At 69.6% G+C, this 18,375-nt stretch carries 14 protein-coding genes; 7 read left to right on the top strand and 7 right to left on the bottom strand.

From position 1 onward, the window contains the following. Positions 1-2 precede the first annotated feature (2 nt). From ToN1_RS10605 to ToN1_RS10585, 5 genes are all read left to right on the top strand, one after another. Positions 3-410 (top strand): acyl-CoA thioesterase, encoded by a 408-nt coding sequence (locus tag ToN1_RS10605; protein ID WP_169208624.1) that lies wholly within the window; start codon positions 3-5, stop codon positions 408-410. Positions 411-537: 127 nt separating this feature from the next. Next, positions 538-1,830 carry an OmpP1/FadL family transporter gene (locus ToN1_RS10600; protein ID WP_169208625.1) on the top strand — a complete coding sequence of 431 codons (1,293 nt, stop codon included), beginning with the start codon at positions 538-540 and terminating at the stop codon, positions 1,828-1,830. A 148-nt stretch (positions 1,831-1,978) separates the two neighbouring features. Continuing rightward, the gene (locus tag ToN1_RS10595) at positions 1,979-4,360 is read left to right on the top strand and encodes a 3-hydroxyacyl-CoA dehydrogenase/enoyl-CoA hydratase family protein (RefSeq protein ID WP_169208626.1); all 2,382 of its coding nucleotides are present in this window, start codon (positions 1,979-1,981) and stop codon (positions 4,358-4,360) included. Positions 4,361-4,373: 13 nt separating this feature from the next. After that, entirely contained in the window at positions 4,374-5,573 is a 1,200-nt protein-coding gene (locus tag ToN1_RS10590) for an acetyl-CoA C-acyltransferase (protein ID WP_169208627.1), read from the top strand. Positions 5,574-5,720: 147 nt separating this feature from the next. Further along, positions 5,721-6,521: an enoyl-CoA hydratase/isomerase family protein gene (locus ToN1_RS10585; RefSeq protein WP_169208628.1), complete on the top strand. Its 801-nt coding sequence runs from the start codon at positions 5,721-5,723 to the stop codon at positions 6,519-6,521. 69 nt (positions 6,522-6,590) lie between these two features. On the opposite strand, the gene ToN1_RS10580 is transcribed toward ToN1_RS10585, so the two are convergent. The 7 genes from ToN1_RS10580 to ToN1_RS10550 all read right to left on the bottom strand — a co-directional run bounded on the left by ToN1_RS10580 (position 6,591) and on the right by ToN1_RS10550 (position 16,905). Continuing rightward, positions 6,591-7,490, bottom strand: coding sequence for a pirin family protein (locus ToN1_RS10580; protein ID WP_169208629.1), 900 nt, complete (start codon positions 7,488-7,490; stop codon positions 6,591-6,593). Positions 7,491-7,562: 72 nt separating this feature from the next. Further along, positions 7,563-9,071: a c-type cytochrome gene (locus ToN1_RS10575; RefSeq protein WP_244861022.1), complete on the bottom strand. Its 1,509-nt coding sequence runs from the start codon at positions 9,069-9,071 to the stop codon at positions 7,563-7,565. Between the two features lie 16 nt (positions 9,072-9,087). Then, positions 9,088-10,620 carry a c-type cytochrome gene (locus ToN1_RS10570; RefSeq protein WP_169208630.1) on the bottom strand — a complete coding sequence of 511 codons (1,533 nt, stop codon included), beginning with the start codon at positions 10,618-10,620 and terminating at the stop codon, positions 9,088-9,090. 11 nt (positions 10,621-10,631) lie between these two features. Beyond that, positions 10,632-12,404: a hypothetical protein gene (locus tag ToN1_RS10565; protein WP_210148088.1), complete on the bottom strand. Its 1,773-nt coding sequence runs from the start codon at positions 12,402-12,404 to the stop codon at positions 10,632-10,634. Positions 12,405-12,435: 31 nt separating this feature from the next. Further along, positions 12,436-13,308: a hypothetical protein gene (locus ToN1_RS10560; RefSeq protein ID WP_169207388.1), complete on the bottom strand. Its 873-nt coding sequence runs from the start codon at positions 13,306-13,308 to the stop codon at positions 12,436-12,438. 16 nt (positions 13,309-13,324) lie between these two features. Then, positions 13,325-15,913, bottom strand: coding sequence for a c-type cytochrome (locus ToN1_RS10555; protein WP_169207387.1), 2,589 nt, complete (start codon positions 15,911-15,913; stop codon positions 13,325-13,327). Between the two features lie 218 nt (positions 15,914-16,131). Next, a complete protein-coding gene (locus ToN1_RS10550) occupies positions 16,132-16,905 on the bottom strand; it encodes a YdcF family protein (RefSeq protein WP_169207386.1) in 774 nt (257 codons plus the stop codon). A gap of 118 nt (positions 16,906-17,023) precedes the next feature. Between ToN1_RS10550 and ToN1_RS10545 the strand changes: the two genes are divergently transcribed. Beyond that, positions 17,024-17,614, top strand: coding sequence for a DUF2802 domain-containing protein (locus ToN1_RS10545; RefSeq protein WP_169207385.1), 591 nt, complete (start codon positions 17,024-17,026; stop codon positions 17,612-17,614). Next, on the top strand, positions 17,611-18,363 hold the full coding sequence (locus tag ToN1_RS10540; RefSeq protein WP_169207384.1) for an SPOR domain-containing protein: 753 nt from the start codon (positions 17,611-17,613) through the stop codon (positions 18,361-18,363). The genes ToN1_RS10545 and ToN1_RS10540 overlap by 4 nt, the downstream gene beginning before the upstream one ends. The last annotated feature ends 12 nt before the right edge of the window (positions 18,364-18,375 follow it).

Below are 18,375 nucleotides of genomic sequence, written 5' to 3'. Positions count from 1 at the left end.
TTATGAGCGATGCCGCAGTCGAGCCGGTGAAACTACCCGAGAACAAGCAGCCGGCCTTGCGCGTGATGCCGATGCCGGCGGACGTGAATCCCGCGGGCGACGTGTTCGGCGGCTGGATCATGGCAATGGTCGACATCGCCGGCGCGATTCCCGCGCACCGGCGCGCGCGTTGCCGTACCGCAACGGTGGCGGTGAACTCCTTTGTCTTCAAACAGCCGGTGTCGGTCGGCGACCTTGTAAGTTTTTATGCCGAAGTGGTGTCCGTCGGGCGCACTTCGATCACTGTAGACGTCGAGGTGTATGCCGAGCGCGATCCCGAGAATCCGGTGGTCGTGAAGGTGACCGAGGCGACGCTGACCTATGTTGCGCTCGACGACAAGGGGCGCAAGCGGCCAGTCCCGCCTGCCTGAACTTCATTCGATGAATCTTGCGCGGCCCCGCGGCGCCAGGGTACGCGCGCGCACCCGGCGAAACCCCGCTGCGGGTCCGGAATGCAGCGCCGAAGTTGCACAGACAAATCACGAGGAGATAAGACCCATGAAGCAAACGACGATTGCCCGACTGCTGCCTGTCGCCCTGCTCGCACTCGGATCCGGCGCGGCTTCGGCCGCCGGTTTCCAGTTGCTGGAGCAGAACGCCAGCGGTATCGGCAACGCCTACGCGGGCTCGGCCGCGGTGGCCGAGAACGCGAGCACCATCTTCTTCAACCCCGCGGGCATGACCCAACTGCAGGCGCGTGAGGTGTCGGTGGGGATCTCGGCGGTGCGGCCGAGCTTCAAGTTCAAGGACAAGGGCTCGGTGGGGGGCGCGTTGTCAGGCAATGGCGACGATGCGGGCGACTGGGCCGCGATTCCGAATGCCTATCTGTCGTGGGCTTTGAACAAGGACGTGTATCTGGGCCTGGGCATCAGCGGTCCTTTCGGCCTCGTGACCGACTATGGCGATTCGTGGGTTGGCGGCGCACAGGCGCTGAAGTTCGAGATCAAGACGGTCAACATCAATCCATCGATTGCGTGGAGAGTTAACGACAAGGTCTCGCTCGGCGCCGGTGTGAACTGGCAGCGCATGGAAGCCGAGTACGAGCGCATCCTTGCTGTGGCCAACCTCGGCCCGGTGCCCCTCGCGTCCTCGACCGCGAAGCTGGAAGTCGACAACGACGCATGGGGCTGGAACGTCGGTGCCTTGTTCACGCTGTCGCCGACGACGAAAGTCGGGGTGTCATACCGCTCGAAGATCGACCACAAGCTCGATGGCGACCTGAAGGTCGAAGGGCCGGCCGCGCAGTTCGGCGGTATCGACCCCCGGTTGCGCAGCGTGAAGGCAAAGGTCGATGTCGAAGTGCCCGACACCCTGATACTCAGCGTCACGCAGAAGCTCGACGATCGCTGGGAGATGCTGGGCGACCTGTCCTGGACCGGCTGGAGCAGCGTCAAGGACGTGCCCATCGTCCGCGATTCGGGCGTGCTCGCGGGAAGCACGGCACAGACGCTGAAGGCCGACTTCAAGGACACCTGGCGCGTCGCGCTGGGCGCGAACTACCGGCTCGACGACGCGTGGAAGCTGAAGTTCGGTATCGCCTACGACCAGACGCCGGTGAAGGACAAGGAGCGCCGCCTCGTGTCGCTGCCTGACAACGACCGCACCTGGTTCACCTTCGGGGGACAGTGGAAGGTGAGCAAGACCAACACGCTGGATCTCGGCGCGGCCTACCTCTACGTGCCGAAGACGAAGATCGACAACAACCAGCTCGCCGACGGCCGTGGCCGCGTGACCGGCGAGTACACCTCCAGCGTGTGGATCCTCGGCGCGCAGTATTCGATGGCGTTCTGACATCGTGATCCGGGGGTGGCGGCCGCATCCGGCCGCCGTCCTTTTCGCGGCATTCGCCGCATCCATCCGCTAAAAAGAAGAAAGCAGCGTTCGCCGTCGGCCGCGGCCGCGCCGATGGTATGTCATGTGCATTGACCGGAGAGTTGGCATGAGCAATTTCATCATCCGCAAGGTCGCCGTGCTCGGTGCGGGCGTGATGGGGGCGCAGATCGCCGCCCACTGCGCGAACGCCGACGTGCCGGTGCTGCTGTTCGACCTGCCGGCGAAGGACGGCAAGCCGAACGCGATCGTCGACAAGGCCATTGCGGGCCTGAAGAAGCTCGATCCCGCGCCGCTGGCGGCGAAGGATCGGGCGGGCTTCATCGACGCGGCGAACTACGGCAGCGACCTCGACAAGCTGCGCGAATGTGACCTGATCATCGAGGCGATCGCCGAGAAAATGGAGTGGAAGCTGGACCTGTACGCCAAGGTCGCGCCCTTCATCCGTGCCGATGCGGTGTTCGCGTCGAACACCTCGGGGCTGTCGATCAACCGCCTCGCCGAAGGCATGCCCGCCGCGCTGCGCGGGCGCTTCTGCGGCATCCATTTCTTCAACCCGCCGCGCTACATGTCGCTGGTCGAACTGATCGCGACGCGCGACACGGAAGGCGCGATGCTCGACCAGCTCGAAAGCTGGCTCACGACGCGGCTCGGCAAATCCATCGTGCGCGCGAAGGACACGCCCAACTTCGTCGCCAACCGCGTCGGCGTGTTCTCCATCCTCGCGGTGATGCACCACACGGCGCGCCTCGGGCTGGGCTTCGACGAGGTCGACGGCCTCACCGGTCCGCTGATCGGGCGCCCCAAGAGCGCGACTTACCGCACCGCGGACGTCGTCGGCCTCGACACGCTCGCCCACGTCGTCGGCACGATGCAGGCGACGCTGCCCGATGATCCGTGGCATGCCCACTTCCAAGTGCCCGACTGGCTGCAGGCGCTCATCGCCAAGGGCGCACTCGGGCAGAAGACGCGCGCGGGCATCTACCGCAAGGAAGGCAAGCAGATCCAGGTGCTGGACCTGAAAACCGGCGACTACCGCCCGAGCGCGGGCGACGTGATCCCGGCGGTCGATACCATGCTGAAGACCAGGGACCCGGTCGAGCGCTTCTCGCTGCTGGCCGCGAGCGAGCTGCTCGAGGCGCAGTTCCTGTGGTCCATCTTCCGCGACGTGTTCCACTATTGCGCCGTGCATCTGGGCGACATCGCCGACAACGCGCGCGACATCGATCTCGCGATGCGCTGGGGCTTCGGCTGGGCGCAGGGCCCGTTCGAGACCTGGCAGGGGGCCGACTGGAGCGAGATCGCCAAGGCGATCCAGCTCGACATCGACCATGGCCGCGCGATGGCGAAGGTGCCGCTGCCGGCCTGGGTGTTCGAGCGCAAGGGCGTGCATGAGGCGGGCGGTTCGTATTCGGCAGCGACGGCCACGCTCAAGCCGCGTCCGGCGCTGCCCGTCTACAAGCGCCAGCTCTACCCCGAGCAGGTGCTGGGCGAAGCGCCGTCGGAGCGTGGCGAGACGCTGTGGGAGAACGAGGGGGTCCGGTTGTGGACGCGTCCCGACCAGGACACGAAGATCGGCATCCTGTCCTTCAAGTCGAAGCAGCACGCGATCGGCGACGAGGTGCTCGATGGCCTGCTGGAGGCGGTCGCGCGTGCCGAGACCGACCTCGACGGCGTCGTGCTGTGGCATCCGGCGCCGTTCGCGGTCGGCGCGAACCTGTACCAGGTCGTCGAGGCGTGCAAGGCCGGGCACTTCGACATGCTGGAGCGCACGGTCGCGAAATTCCAGCGTGCGTCAATGACGCTCAAGCACGCCCAGGTACCGGTCGTCACCGCGATCCAGGGCTTGGCGCTGGGCGGCGGCTGCGAGTTCGCGATGCATTCGGCGCACCGCGTGCTGGCGCTGGAGAGCTACGTCGGTCTCGTCGAGGCGGGCGTCGGCCTGATCCCGGCCGGCGGCGGCAGCAAGGAGTTCGCGCTGCAGGCGCATTACGCGGCGCAGAAGGCCGCGGGGGGCGACGTCTTCCCCTTCATCCAGAACAGCTTCCAGACGATCGCGATGGCCACCGTCGCGAAGAGCGCGCTGGAGGCCGTGCAGCTCGGCTTCGCCAAGCCCACCGACGACGTCGTGTTCCATCCGCAGGAACTGCTCTACGTCGGCATCCGCCGCGCGCGGGCGCTCGCCGACGCCGGCTACCGGCCGCCGCTCGTGCAGCGTGCGGTGACGGTCGCGGGCAGGAACGGCATCGCCACCTGCGAGCTGATGCTGGTGAACATGGCCGAAGGCGGCTTCATCTCGAGCTACGACTACAAGGTCGCGAAGGCGGCGGCCACGGCGCTGTGCGGCGGCGAGGTCGAGACGAATTCGCGCGTATCCGAGCACTGGATCCTCGACGTCGAGCGCGCGCTCTTCGTCGATCTGCTGCGGCAGGAAAAGACACAGCAGCGCATCGCGCACACGCTCGAAACGGGCAAACCGCTCAGGAACTGATGGGGACGAGAACATGAGCAGACAGATTCAGGAAGCCTATATCGTCGCCGCGACTCGCACGCCGGTCGCCAAGAGGAACGGCCTGTTCCGCAGCGTGCGCCCGGACGACATGCTGGCGCATGTACTGGCGGCGGTGGTCGCGAAGGTGCCGGCGCTCGACGCGCGGGAGATTGGCGACGTGATCGTCGGCTGCGCGATGCCGGAAGCCGAGCAGGGCATGAACGTCGCGCGCATCGGCCTGCTGCTGGCGGGCCTGCCGGACACCGTGCCGGGGATCACGATCAACCGCTTCTGCTCGTCCGGGCTGCAGGCGGTCGCGGACGCCGCCGCACGCATCCGGCTGGGCGAGGCGGACGTGATGATCGCCGCCGGCACCGAGTCGATGAGCGCGATGCCGCAGATCATGGGCAACAAGGTGAGCCTCAATCCGGCGATCTTCGCGAAGCAGGAGAACCTCGGCATCGCCTTCGGCATGGGCCTCACGGCCGAGAAGGTCGCGCAGCAGTGGAAGGTGAGCCGCGAGGACCAGGACGTCTTCGCGCTGCACTCGAACCAGCGCGCCTGCGCGGCGATCGCGGCGGGGCTCTTCCGCAAGGAGATCAGCCCCTACACGGTGCGAGCGCACCTGCCCGGCGAGGGCGGCGCGGTGCGCGTCGTCGAACGCGTGGTCGATACGGACGAGGGGCCGCGCGCGGATGCGTCGCTGGAGACGCTGGGCAAGCTGAAGCCGGTGTTCGCGGCACGCGGCTCGGTGACGGCGGGCAACAGCTCGCAGATGTCGGATGGTGCGGGGGCCGTGCTGCTGATGAGCGAGGCGGCGTTGAAGCGCTACGGCGCGACGCCGATCGCACGCTTCGTGAGCTATGCGGTTGCCGGCGTGCCGCCGCAGGTCATGGGGATCGGTCCGGTAGAGGCGATTCCGCGCGCCTTGAAGGCGGGCGGGGTCGCGCAGGGCGAGTTGGACTGGATCGAGCTCAACGAGGCCTTCGCGGCGCAGGCGCTGGCGGTCATCGGTCAGCTCGGCCTCGACCCGGCGCGGGTCAATCCGCTCGGCGGCGCGATCGCGCTGGGTCATCCTCTCGGCGCGACCGGCGCGATCCGCACGGCGACGCTGATGAGCGCGATGCAGCGCGATGCGAACCTGCGCTACGGCATGATCTCGATGTGCATCGGCACCGGCATGGGGGCCGCGGGCGTGTTCGAGCGCGTTTGAAGCGACCTCGGAGGGCCGCAGCCTTCGGGAAACCCCGCTCCGGCCGGATTACAACCCACGCAGGATCGCGGCATACTACAAGACCAAGATCGAACGCCGCGACGCCCTGCCCGTGACGCGGCAGACATAATCAGGGGATCGGAATTCATGGCCAACACCGTATTGCTCGACGTCGAAAACCGCGTCGCGACCCTCACGCTGAACCGCCCGGCGCAGCTCAATGCCTTGTCCATCGAGATGATGGAAGACTTTCTGCATGCCATGCGTGCGCTGCGCGACCTGAAGGACATCGATGTCGTCGTGGTCACCGGTGCGGGCGAACATTTCATGGCCGGCGGCGACCTCAAGGATTTCGCGACGCAGTTCCATCTCGGCCCGCAGGCCCGCATGGTGACCTTCCGCGCGATCATCGAGAAACACATCAATCCGGCCGTCGAAATCCTGCAGTCCCTGCCGCAGCCGGTCGTCGCCAAGGTCCGCGGCGCCTGCGCCGGCTTCGGCCTTTCGCTGATGCTCGGCTGCGACCTCGCCCTGTGCGCCGACAGTGCGAAGTTCACCACCGCCTATTCCTCCATCGGCCTGTCCGCCGACGGCGGCATGTCGTGGTTCCTGCCGCGCATCGTCGGACGGCGCAAGGCCGCGGAACTGCTGCTGCTGGGCGACCGTTTCGACGCGGCGGAGGCGCTGCGCCTCGGCCTGGTGAACCGAGTCGTGCCTGCAGCGGACGTGGACGCCGAGACCGCGGCGCTGGTCGGCCGCCTGCAGAACGGCGCCCGCCACGCCTACGGCGAAATCAAGCGCCTGCTGGCCGCGTCGGCGGACGCAAAGATCGAGACCCAGCTGCAGAGCGAAGCCGAGGCCTTCGCGCGCTGCAGTGCGACCGAGGACTTTGTCGAGGGCATCAGCGCCTTCCTCGAAAAACGCAAGCCGGGCTTCCGCGGCGCCTGACGAGCCGACACTGCCGGCATCTCGGGCCGGCCCGGCCCGCCCCATTCCTCCGGACTCCGGGAACGCCCGTTACGGTAGCGGGATGCGTTCGGTTTCGCCGGGCACCGGTGCGAAGCGGTCGGCGCGCCAGTCCTCCTTCGCCTCTTCGATGCGCTCGCGCGTGCTGGCGACGAAGTTCCACCACACAAAGCGCGGGCCGTCGAGCGGCTCGCCGCCGAGCAGCATCAGGCGCGTCGGCCCGAGCGCGGCGAGCATGACGTCGGCGCCGCGGGCGAAGACCAGCAGCTGCCCGGGCGGATAGGCCTGGCCGTCGATGCGCACGGCGCCCTCGACGACATAGGCCGCGCGCTCATCGTAGTAGGCCGGGATGTGCAGGCGCTGCTGCGCGACGAGCGTGACGTCGGCGTAGAAGAGCGGCGAGCGCGTCTCGGCCGGCGAACGTACGCCGAAGATCTCGCCGGCGATCACGCGGATACGCATGCCGGGTTCGGCGATGACCGGCAATTCCTCGGCGCCGTGGTGCGCGAACGCGGGCGCCATTTCCTCATCGCGCGCCGGCAGCCCGACCCAGGCCTGCAGGCCGGAGAGCTTCGGCCCGGCCGGCCGCAGTTCGGGCGGGGTGCGCTCGGAATGGACGATGCCGCGGCCGGCGGTCATCCAGTTAAGCTCGCCGGGGCGGATTGGCTGCACGCTGCCGAGGCTGTCGCGGTGCAGGATCTCGCCGTCGAACAGGTAGGTCACGGTCGCCAGCCCGATGTGCGGGTGCGGGCGCACGTCGAGGCCGGTGCCGGCCTCGAGCCGGACGGGGCCCATCTGGTCGAGGAAGACGAAGGGGCCGACCATGCGCCGCTGCGCCGAGGGCAGCACGCGCAGGACTTTGAAACCGCCGCCGAGGTCGCTGGCGCGGGGCACGACTATCGTTTCGACGGTGGGGTCGGGTTGTGCGGCGGATGTGCGGTCGCTTGTCATGGGAGTCTCGGATGCGGGGGGCATCGTTCCGTCGGTGCCGGGTGGGGGAGAAGGCATGGGGCGTCGCCGCGATCAAAGGGTCTTCAGGTATTCGACCAATGCCGCCTTGTCGGGGTCGGGCAGTTCCGTGCCGTACAGGTGGCCGCCGTTGCCGTTGCCGCGCTGGCGGGTGTCGTGCAGCGTGCCGACACGCTCGGCCTGTGGCCCGGTGGTGAGGAAGCCGCCCCGGGCCTGATCGTAGACGTCGTAGCCGCGCAGGAATTCGACGGGGCGGCGAGCGGGCGGTTCCAGCAGGTCGCGCAGCGTCGGCACCGAGCCGTTGTGCAGGTAGGGCGCGCGCAGCCAGATGCCGTCGAGGAAGGGGATCACGTATCCGTCCAGCGTCTCCTCGACGAGCCCCTTGCGGGCTATGCCCATCGCGCGCACGACGCGGTTGGCCTCGATCGCGGCCTCCTTGTTCCAGCTGTCGACCCGCCCGCGGTCGGTGCCGACCTCGCTGAGCGGCAGGCGCGTGCCGGTGCGGTCGGACGCGTGGCAGGCGGCGCAGTGCTGTTCGAACACCGCCTTGCCGGCGGCTGCGCGGTCGGCGTCGAGCGCGAAGGGGTACTTCGGCGCCGGCAGCTTGCCGAGGAAGGCGTGCATCCAGTCGACGTGGCCGAGGAAGGCCTGGCGGTCCTTGGGCGCGGCGCCGAGCACGCCCAGCGCGGAGTCGATGATCACCGAGCGCGCGTCGTGGCTGTCGCCGGCGAGGTTCATGAAATGCCCCTTCTCCGGCTTGTACTTGTCGAGGTTCCACAGCGCCGGCATGTCGGTCGGGCCGAAGCTGTCGTCCATCGGCGCCTTGATCATGAAGTACTTGGTGAGGTTCATCGCGTCGTCGCGCCCGCGGCCCCAGTTGGGGAAGTCCTTGCGGTAGATCCACGCGAACTGCGTCTCGCGTTCGAGCAGGCGCTTCTTGGTGATGGGGATGATCAGGAAGCGGTACGCGAGGCGGTCGAGCCAGTCGAGTCCGGTGACGAGCTCGATCTCGCGCATCAGCACGTCGGGGGTGAAGCGTGGGTCCTTCGCGCAGTCGATGAGGTAGCGGAAGAAGGCCTGGAGGTTGAGCGTGTGGCCCGGGCCGGCGACTACGTAGGTGGGGTTCTCGTCCTCGCGGCTGCGGTAGCTCGCGGTGTGGCACGCAGCGCAGGTGTTGGCGACGCGCGGGAAGCCGATGGTCTTCTTGGTGAAACCGATCGGCAGCTCCATGCCCTGCTCCCACGCGACGCCCAGCGACGCGTAGCCGCCCACGCCGGGGAGCTTGTCGGGGAAGATGCGCGGCAGGACATAGAAAATCCAGTACGGGATGCCGGCGTCGTTCTCGGCGCCGATCGAGCCGTATTTCCAGCGCATCTCGGGGCTCGCGGTGACCCACGCGGGCTGGGGCTCCTCGCGCAGGAAGCGGTACCAGCCGACATAGGCGAGCGCGGCGCCGGCGGCGAGCAGGACCGTGAGCGCGATCCACAGCCAGCGGTGCTTGCGCGGGCCGGCGATGGGGTCGTCGGCCGGGCCGTTCATGTTGCTCTCGTTCGTGGCGTGCATCGCGCGGCCTCCGGCATCAGAAGGTCTTGAGGTATTCGACCAGCGCGGCCTTGTCGTCGGCCGGCAGCTGCGTGCCGTAGGGCTCGCCCTCGTGGCCGGCGTTGCCGTTGCCGGCGATGGTCGTGTCGTAGCGGAAGTAGTGGCGGCCGCCTTCCTCGCACGCGTCGCCGACGAAGCCGAGCCTGTCGCGGTCGATGACGTCGTAGCCGCGGCAGAACGCCTTCGGGCGGTTCGCGACCGGCTCGAGCAGGTCGCGCACCGTCGGCACCGAGCCGTTGTGGAGATACGGCCCGCGCAGCCACAGGCCGTCGAGCGGCATGTTGGCGTAGCCGAAGGTCTTGCGGAAGCCGGTGAAGCGCCACGGGTAGCCGGCATAGACGGAGCCGAGGTTCTGCGCGAGCTCGGGCGTGAAGGAGTCGAGGCGGTGGCGGTCGGTGCCGATGTCGGCGAGCGGCGTGACGTGGCCGACGCGCGCGCCGCGGAAGTCCTTCCCGCTCGCGCCGTGGCAGCCGGCGCAGTATTCGGCGTAGAGCGGGGCGCCGCGGTCGGCGAGCGCGGCGTCGATCGGGTAGGGGTACTTCGGCGGCGCGGCGTCGAGCAGCCATTCCTCGAGGCGGCCGATCGCGACCAGGTCTATCGTCGGCGGCGTCGTGCCGGTGCCGAAGGCGGCGTTCTTGTTGCGCTCCTCGGCCTTGGTGTTGTTGCCGTCCCAGTGCAGCTGCATCGGCTGGCCGTCGTCGCGCGTCTTGCGCTTCCGCTGTTCCCAGATCGACGGGAAGTCGGTCGTGCCGAGGCGCTCCTCGGGCGCGAGGCGCTCGGGCGGGAAGTTGAACAGCGCCTTTGACGGGTTGAAGGTGTCGACCCGCCCCGGCCCCCAGGGCGGTTGCGACAGCGACCACGCGAAGCGTTCGCGCAGCATCAGCAGGCGCTCGCGCATCAGGGCGATGGCGACCGGATAGACGACGTAGCGGTCGAAGGGGCCGAGCTTGCCGGCGCGCGCGTCGATCTCGGGGATGATGGTGTCGGCGCTGAAGCGCGCGTCGGCGGCGCAGTTGAAGAAGAAGTTCTCGAAGCCCATCAGGTTCAACTGGTGGGCCGGCATGCCCAGGTATACGCGCGGCGCGGAGGTGGGCGTGTCGCGCACGGTACCGGCGTGGCACGCGGCGCAGTTGAGGAAGACGCGGTCGAGGCCGAGGTTGCGGCGCATCGACACGCCCACCGGCAGCGTGCGGCCGTCCTCGAAGATCATGCCGAGCGAGGCGTAGCCTTCGCCGGGCAGGTACTTCGCGCATACCTTCGGCAGCACCTGCCAGATCCAGTACGGAAAGCCCGAGGCGCGTTCGCCGCCGGTCGAGCCGTACTTGAAGTGGCGTTCGATGTCCGGGTAGCTCACCGGCTCGTCGGCGGAAAAGCGCACGTACAGGCCGACCGCGATCGTCGCCGGGATCAGCAACAGCGCGGCGAGGACGAGCAAGGCGCTGCAGCACCAGCGCCGGGCGGGCGGCTCGGGCGCGGGGGGCTTGGAGGAGGATCGGCGCAGGATCGGCATCGTCGCGCTCCTTAGCCCGAGGCGGGCAGGCAGGGAGGCAGGGCCTCGTAGTTGTCCGGCTGCGGCAGCGGCGCGCCGCCCGCGAGTTCGGCCGCGTAGGTCGCGAGCGTGGCGAGCTCCGCGCTTGCGGCCCAGGTCGCCGGATTGGCGCCGAGCGGGCGCAGCGCTAGCAGCGGCGGCATCGGCGTCTTCGCGCGTGCTTCGGGCGGCTTCTGCCACATCGCGAGGCGATAGCGGATGCGCGCGGCGCAGTGCGTGAGGCGGGCACGCACGGTCGCCTCGTCGCCGTGCAGGAAGTTGGGCGGGGTGCTCGACGGGGTCTGGTGACAGGGGCTGCAGTAGCGCTGGAACAGGCCGGCTGACGCGGCGGGTGGGAATCGCGGGACGTCGCGGACCGGTGCCGCCGTGGCGATGGACGCCGGTGCCTCGTCGCGGCGGCCGGACGGCGCGAGGAGGGCCGTCACCAGCTGCTCGCGCCGGAACGGTCCGGCGGCGAACGGTCCGCCCGGCGTGGCGGCAAGCGCGGCGATGGTGTCGCGGACGCGGTCGAAGTCCACTGGCTGGGCGCCCTGTCCGGGAAAGGCGGCACCGAGCAGCGCGAGATCGCGCCCGCCCACCATTTCGGCCAGCCCCGCGACGGTCTCGTTGAGGCGCTGGGCGTCGGGCGCGGGCCACACTTCGAGCGGCGGGCGCGGGGCGAGCGGCTCGAAGGGCGCGGGAATGTTCGCGAGCATCACGCCATCGGTTCGCGACAGCCCTTCCGGCAGCGGATCGCGGTTGGGGATGTTGGCATCCGGTAGCGCGAGCCCGCTAGGCCAGTGCGTCTGCCATGCGGCGGCGAAGGCGGGCAGGATCGCCCCCTGCAGTGCGGCGAGTTCGTGGCGCCCCGTCGCGCGGTAGCGCAGCGCGGCCTCGAACAGCGCCGCGCGGCAGCGGGCGCCGCGTTCGCCGTCGCCGCAGCCCGTCTGCCACAGGGCCTGCCAGAGCGCGAAGCGGTTGGCGCGCTGGGCCGCGGTGTCGATCGCGCCGGGGAGGTCGATGCCGCGCCGCACCGGCACGCCCTCGACGCTCGCCTGCCACGTCGCGAGCCGCGCAGCGACCGCCGGGTTGGCGTTGGTCTCCTGCCACAGCGGGCGCGAGAAGATCGGCGCGTGGTTCTGGTGGCACGCGAGGCACAGCGGGCGCGACGCGTACACGACGCGCGGCCGGGCGCCGCTGCGGTAGTCGAGCACGAGCTGGAACTCGAAGCGGGCGGCCGCCTCGTTGTAGCTGATGACCTCGATGATGTCGCTGTTGCCGACGTGGCCGAGGTACAGGCGGTCGCGCTGCAGCGGGCCCGGGCCGTGGGCGGCCGGTTCGCCGGCCATCGCGGCGACGACGCGCGGGTGGCGGAAGAATTCCGGCGCCGCGGCTAGGCGCTGCAGCGAGCGGCCGATCGGGATCAGCACGCGCACGAGGCAGCGCCCGTCCGGCAGGTCTGCACAATGCCCCTCGCCTTCCAGACCTTGCAGCAGCCGTTCGAACGGATAGGGCAGGGCCGCCGCGCCGCCGAGCGCCGCGACGCGCTGGTCGAAGAGCGACGCGCCCGCCGGCGGCAGGTCCTCACCGTAGGCGTCCGGCGCGAGCAGCGGCCGCGCCGGCGGGGAGGGCGTCGCGCCAGATTCGGCGCGGGCCGGGGGGGCGGTCGCGGCTGCCCGGGGCGGGGTCTCGCGGCCGTAGTTCCACCACGCGACCGCGAGCGCCGCCGCGAGCATCACCGCGCTGGCCCGGTTCGCGGCGCGCATCGCTGGAGTCCCCTCGCCGCCCGCGGCCGGCCTACTTCGCGGCGACGACGACCCGCTTCTGCGTGCCGCCCCAGCAGTCCTCCTGCACGCTGCCGGTCTTCTGGAAGGCCGGTCCGTCGCGTTCGGCGATCTCCTTGTTGTAGAGCACGAAGTTCAGCACGAACACGCGGTCCATGTAGGCGCGGCCGAGGTAGAGGCCGGGCCGCACCATGCGGATCTCGTCGCGCACCTTGAGGCCGCGCCGTCCGGCGAGGAAGTCCGGCTTTTCCTGATAACCGGGCAGCTCGTCGGTGAAGGCGTAGTCGATGATCACCGACTCGCGCCGCGAATCGACGAGGCTCTGGCCGCAGTAGAGCTTGGCGGGGAACAGCAGCCACGCGTCCTTGCGTCCGACGACGATTTTCTTCGGCTCGCCCTCGACGAGCCCGGCCTTGCGGAAGATCTCCAGGTCCTCGATGCGGTTCCTGAGCACGCGCTCGTTGCGGTAGAACACCTTGCCCTTCCACAGCGTCTCGCCGATCTTGTCGACGGCGATGCCCTTCAGGTGCAGCGCGAAGCCGGCGAGCCCGCCGACGATCTCGCCCGCGCGCAGCTTGCCGCTCTCGCCCTCGGGCAGGATGATGCTGCCGTCGAAGGGGCCGTCCGGGATCGGCCCGGCGCCGAGGCGCGCATAGATCTGGTCGAGCTGCTCCTGGTTCAGCAGCGCGAGGTTCTCCGGCGTGATCTTCTCGAGGTCCGCGACCGACAGCGGGTACTGGTGTTCGAGCTGGGCGAAGTCGGGCTTGCGCGCGTAATCCGTGCCGTACGGAGCGAAGGGGATGGCCGGCGGTTCGGTCTTGCCGCAGGCGGCGAGCAGGAGCGTGGCGAGCAGGACGGTCGCGGCGCGGGGGAGGTTCGATTTCATCGCGGTCTCCTTGCGCTCACAGGGTCGCGAGGAAGGCGATCAGCGCCTTCTTGTCCGCGTCCGACAGGTCCTCGCCGAAGCGATGGCCGCCGTTCTCGATCTCGTCGGTGCAGTTGCTGTAGTGCTGGCGCAGCAGCTCGCGCTGGCCGCGCAGCAGGCCGGCGAACTCGCCCGGTTGGGCGAGGATGTCGTCGGCGAGCTTCTGCATCTGCCCGGTCGTTTCCTTGCCCAGGCGCGCCTCCAGCTTTGCCGGGTCGCGCTTGGCGAGGAAGAGGTCCACCACCAGGTCCTTGTGCCGCAGGCTGGTCATCGAGTTCGCCGGGATGCCCGCCGGGATGCGCACCTGCCCGCTGCCGACGAGCGGCTTCTCGCCCGTGCCGTCCCACACGCGCGGGCCGAGATCGAGGATCACGTCCTGGTCGGTCAGCGTCGCCTTGGGCTTGCGCGCGTCCGGATGCAGCAGCTCGTGCATCGACGCGAGGTACAGGCGGTAACGCCCTTCCACGCTCGGGTCGGTCTGGAAGCACTCGCTCTGGGTGGCCGCGAGCTTGCCGTCGGCGTCGAGCTCGCGTGCGCGGAAGAAATCGTTCGCCGCGTTCGCCGGCTTGCCGCACAGCTCCGGCCCGATCGCGTTGTTGTGCATGAAGGGCGCGTGCGCCCACAGGTTCAGCAGCGACACGTTGCGGTAATAGCCGCGCCCGCCGTCGTTCGGCTCCTTGACGTTGATGTCCGCGGCGCGCGAGCGCAGCGTCTCCGAGCCGTACTCCTGCCATACGTGGCCGGCCATGTGGTTGGAATGCAGCGCGCGGCAGCGGTTCGTGCCGATCTCGCTCGCGGGGCTCGCGACGTCGTTGCCCATCCAGTCGGCGCGCAGGCCGTTGTCCGCGAGCGCATGGAAGTCGCGGTTCGCGAACGGCCCGCCGACGCTTTCCGGGATGCTCGAGTGGCAGCGCGCGCAGTTGGTCGCGAACACGGCCTTGCCGCGCGCGATGGCGCCCGTGCCGTGTTCCCGCTCGAGGTCCGCGATGAGGCTGTCGCGCGTATAGTCCGGCGCCGCCGTATCGGCGGCCTTGTGCACCGCGTTGCGCGCGACGGCGAGGTCGGTCGCGTTCGATTCGGGCGACAGGAAGAACGCCAGGATGTCCGCCAGCCGGTCCTCGATCGCGCGGAAGTTCGGGCAGTCGCGCCGGCACTGGCCGATGTTGAACGGCGTCTGGCCGAAGTAGTGCGCCTGCGGATCGACCTGGCGCAGGTCCGTGAGGTGGTTGAGCCAGCACTGCTCCGAGCACGAGCCGATGTTGAAATACACGCGCTGGATCGCCTCGAGCGCGCCGATCGAGTCCTCCCCGCCCTTCAGGATGTGATGCACGCCGGGCTTGCCGAGCGTCGTATCGTCGCTGCGCGTGCTCTTCTCCCAGCACTTCGTGTCGCGCCCGGGCTCGCACCAGCACTTCGCCTCGTCTTTTTCCGCGCCGCAGGTCGTGACCTTGCGCCACTTCGTGATCGATTCGCCGGGGAAGATCGGCCGCTGCGCGATGTTGATCAGCGCGTTGATCGTGCCGGGGTTGTTCACCCCGTCATGCGGAATCGCCGACGTGTCGGTCACGCCCGGCCGTGCGTGCGCGAACATCTGCCATTCGAGGCTGCTGCGGGGCATGCCCGAGCCGAGGATCTCCGACTTGCGGATGTACTGGTTGCCGACCAGGCCCTTGATGTTCTCCCAGCGCGGATGCGCCGGATCGACGGGCGGATTGAGCGGGTCGAAGGCGATGTGACAGGAGCCGCAGCTCGTGCCGATCAGGAAGGGCGGTTCCACCGACGCGTCCGCGAGGCGGCTGAAGCGCTCGTCCGACGGCACTTTCGTCTGCTCGATCATGCGCCGGCCGAAGCCCTCCCAGGTGCCGAGGCTGCCATTCACCGTCTTCCACTGCTCCGGGTCGAAGCGCGGGTTCGGGAACTTGCGGAAGCCCAGCGCCCCGGTCGAGGTGCCGAAACGCAGGTCGCAGGCCGAATGGCGCTGGTCGCGGCCGTCCTTCGCGTGCGGGTCGGCCGCGTCGAGCGCCGCGTCCTTCAGCCCGCAGGCGGGATCGACGTAGCCCGCCTTGCCGACGTACTTCAGCAGCACGTCGTCGCCCGGGCACCAGTCGAAGCCGTAAGTCTCGTCGCGGCTCTTCGCCGGGCAGTTAGCCTCGCCCGGCACGCAGCACGACGGGTCATTGATCAGCCCCCACGCGCGGAAGCGGTCATCGCGCTGGTCGCTGCGCAGCACGCGGTACCAGTCCGGCAGCACGCCGACGCGCTGCTGGAACACGTAGGTGTGGAAGCGCTCGTTGCCCGCGGTCGCCTTGAACCAGATCAGCCGCCCGACGCAGGCCGATTCCGACAGCCCCTCGCGCGCGCAGGCCTCGAAGTAGGGTGCATCCTGATCGACCGACGTGCTCGCGGGCATCGGCTTGTCCGGCGCCACGACGGGGGGCAGGGGCGCAGGCTGCTGGGCGGTGGCAGTGGTAACCAGCGGGGAGGCCAGGGAGGAGGTGCCCGTATCGCGATCGGCCGAAACGAACACCATGGCGAGCAGAGCGCCGGCGGTGACGAGCACTTTCATGGTCCGCTCCTGTTGGGTTCCGGGTCGCTGCCCCGATGACGAGGCAATGCCCGAGGCGCATATGCAGTGCTGGTCCGGCGAAGTGCCGCAAGCGAATTGCCGCCGCAGCTTTTTATGGCGCCTAAGTTTCTATAGGCAAGCGCGACCCGAAACGCAAACGCCGATACAAGTCGCGATGGATGGGCATGTTGGCGTCCGCGTGCGCCGGCGGCGGCCGCTCAGCGCGTCAGACGGTAGGCCAGCAGCCCCAGCCACTCGTGCACGGCATACCAGCCGGCATAGGCGGAGGTCGGCCCGGGAAGCTCCTCGAGTACCTGGTCGCCGGCCCCGGGACCGCCCAGCCACGCCGTCGGCGCCGGTATCACCTGCAGCCCCGCGGCTTCGAATGCCGCCTGCGCGCGCGGCATGTGGGCGGCGTGGGTCACGAGCAGGATCCGGCTCACCCCCGCGGCGCGCAGCGGCTCTGCCGAAAACCGCGCATTCTGCTGCGTATCGAGCGAGGCCTTCTCGACCCAGCGCACCGGAACGCGGAAATCCTCTTCCAGCGCCACCTTCATCAGGATCGCCTCGGCCATCGTTCCGGTCGGTGCGCCGCCGCTCACCAGCACCGGCAAGCCGGTCTGGCGCGCCAGCCGTGCAGCGTAGCGCAGTCGTTCGAGCGCCAGCCGGTTCACCGTCTCGCCCCCGTATTCCGGCGCATGGCGCCGTTTGCCAGCGCCCAGCACGACGATCGCCTGCGCCTGCCGCAGTGCGGCCGCATCGACGACCGGTGCGGTCTCGAGTCCGCGCAGCAGCCAGCCGACGCTCGCGGGGGTGGATAACAGCAACGTGGCTGCGACGCCGAGCCAGGCCAGCATGAGGCCGGCGCGCCGCCGCCGCGGCACGAGCAGCAGTCCCGCAACGGTCAGCAGCAGCGGCGCCACCGGCGGCTGCACCAGGATCGAGACGGTCTTCTTCAACCAGAACAGGGCGAGCGCGGGATCCAAGGCCATCTGCATTGTCGGGAGGATGGGGCGCCAGTATTATCCCCGACTTATCCGTCGTCGCGCCCATTCCGGCCAGTCTTCCCGATGCACGATCCTTCTTGTCCTGCCCCCCGCGTGAGGTCGAATGGGACTGCGTGAACTCATCCTCGCCGCCACCGCGCTCCTCGCGGTGTATGTCGGCTACCAGCTCTACCGCGCCTCGCGGGTGCCCAAGGCGCCGGCGTCCGTGCCGCCCGGTGTGTCCGCCGAGGGTTCGGCCGGGGAGGCGCCCGCAAGTGTCGAACTGCCCGCCGGGGCGCCGGCAGGTGTCGATGTCCTGGCCGCAGGCGACGGCGACGACGAGGCCGGGCCGCTGTACGGCGTCGCCGGCCGGCTTCCAGCCGCGTCCGAGGCCGGACCCGCGCCGGATGCGTTCCAGCACGAACTGGAGGTTCGGCAGTTGCGGCGCGAACTCGAGCAGCAGGGTGGTGCACTGGCCGAACTGCGGCGCGAACTCGATGAGCTTCGCGAGCAGCTTCGTGCGCACAAGGAGCAGGCCGATGCGGGTCTCGGGACGCGCGGCGCGTCGCCCGAGTACAACGAGGCGCTGGTGTTCGCCCGTCGCGGACTCGATGCCGAAGCGATTGCCGAGCGTTGCGGCATTACCGTGGCGGAGGCCGAACTCGTGCAATCGCTGGCACGCAGCCAGTCCGGCGAGTCCGGGTCGGTGCCATGAGCCGGGCCTTCGAGGCGCAAGACGCCGCCGCTTCGCAGTCCCTGCGCAAGGCCAGCCTGAAGCGGGCACTGGTCGCGACCCTCGTCCTCATGGCGCTGACGGCATCCCTCCGGCTGGTAGAGGACCGCGAGACGGCTGTACCGCAGGCCGCGCCCGCCGATCCTGCGCCCGCCACGTCGTCCACCCCCGCCGCGGACAGCGCCGCGGCGGCTGCCCCGGCTGCGGCGGTGGAGGCCCCGGCGCCCGTCGCAGCGGAGGAGGGCGCGCCGCTCGAATCCGGGCATGTTGCGAGTGCGGCGGCTCAATCCGGGCCGCAAGCGGCAGCCCCGCAGGGCGCGACGCTCGCCCCGGCGGCATCGCCGCCGGGATGGGACGCGACTGCCGTCGCCGTTGCACCCTCCGTCCCCGTAGAGCCTGCCCGGGAGGGCAGTGCCGTACCTGCGCCGGCGGAGGCTGCCCCGGCGGACGCGGCGGCGGAAAGGCGCGACGCCGCGCCTCGCGCCGATGCGCCGCGTCTGCATGCCGGCCCGCCTCCGGGGCCGGGGTATCTCATCCAGCTCGGCGTGTTTCTCGATACCGCCAACGCCGAGAGCATGCGTCGGGAGCTTGAGCGAAAGGGCTATCCGGCGCACCTGCAGGCGCGCGTCGTGCTCGGCCCCTATCCGGACCGCGGGGCCGCGCTCGCGGCGCAGGAAAAAGTTCGCCGCGAACGCAAGCTGGATGGCATGATCTTGGGTCCGCGCAAGTAACATCGCAGGCGG

This window comes from Aromatoleum petrolei (genome assembly GCF_017894385.1).
In the GTDB taxonomy this organism is placed as follows: domain Bacteria; phylum Pseudomonadota; class Gammaproteobacteria; order Burkholderiales; family Rhodocyclaceae; genus Aromatoleum; species Aromatoleum petrolei.
This window is presented reverse-complemented; position numbering and strand designations above follow the sequence as displayed.

Coding starts and splice junctions, on each gene's coding strand:
- ToN1_RS10605 (WP_169208624.1), top strand. CDS start 3: ATGAGCGATGCCGCAGTCGAGCCGGTGAAACTACCCGAGAACAAGCAG.
- ToN1_RS10555 (WP_169207387.1), bottom strand. CDS start 15,913: ATGAAAGTGCTCGTCACCGCCGGCGCTCTGCTCGCCATGGTGTTCGTT.
- ToN1_RS10565 (WP_210148088.1), bottom strand. CDS start 12,404: ATGCGCGCCGCGAACCGGGCCAGCGCGGTGATGCTCGCGGCGGCGCTC.
- ToN1_RS10575 (WP_244861022.1), bottom strand. CDS start 9,071: ATGCACGCCACGAACGAGAGCAACATGAACGGCCCGGCCGACGACCCC.
- ToN1_RS10560 (WP_169207388.1), bottom strand. CDS start 13,308: ATGAAATCGAACCTCCCCCGCGCCGCGACCGTCCTGCTCGCCACGCTC.
- ToN1_RS10600 (WP_169208625.1), top strand. CDS start 538: ATGAAGCAAACGACGATTGCCCGACTGCTGCCTGTCGCCCTGCTCGCA.
- ToN1_RS10590 (WP_169208627.1), top strand. CDS start 4,374: ATGAGCAGACAGATTCAGGAAGCCTATATCGTCGCCGCGACTCGCACG.
- ToN1_RS10570 (WP_169208630.1), bottom strand. CDS start 10,620: ATGCCGATCCTGCGCCGATCCTCCTCCAAGCCCCCCGCGCCCGAGCCG.
- ToN1_RS10595 (WP_169208626.1), top strand. CDS start 1,979: ATGAGCAATTTCATCATCCGCAAGGTCGCCGTGCTCGGTGCGGGCGTG.
- ToN1_RS10585 (WP_169208628.1), top strand. CDS start 5,721: ATGGCCAACACCGTATTGCTCGACGTCGAAAACCGCGTCGCGACCCTC.
- ToN1_RS10545 (WP_169207385.1), top strand. CDS start 17,024: ATGGGACTGCGTGAACTCATCCTCGCCGCCACCGCGCTCCTCGCGGTG.
- ToN1_RS10550 (WP_169207386.1), bottom strand. CDS start 16,905: ATGGCCTTGGATCCCGCGCTCGCCCTGTTCTGGTTGAAGAAGACCGTC.
- ToN1_RS10580 (WP_169208629.1), bottom strand. CDS start 7,490: ATGACAAGCGACCGCACATCCGCCGCACAACCCGACCCCACCGTCGAA.
- ToN1_RS10540 (WP_169207384.1), top strand. CDS start 17,611: ATGAGCCGGGCCTTCGAGGCGCAAGACGCCGCCGCTTCGCAGTCCCTG.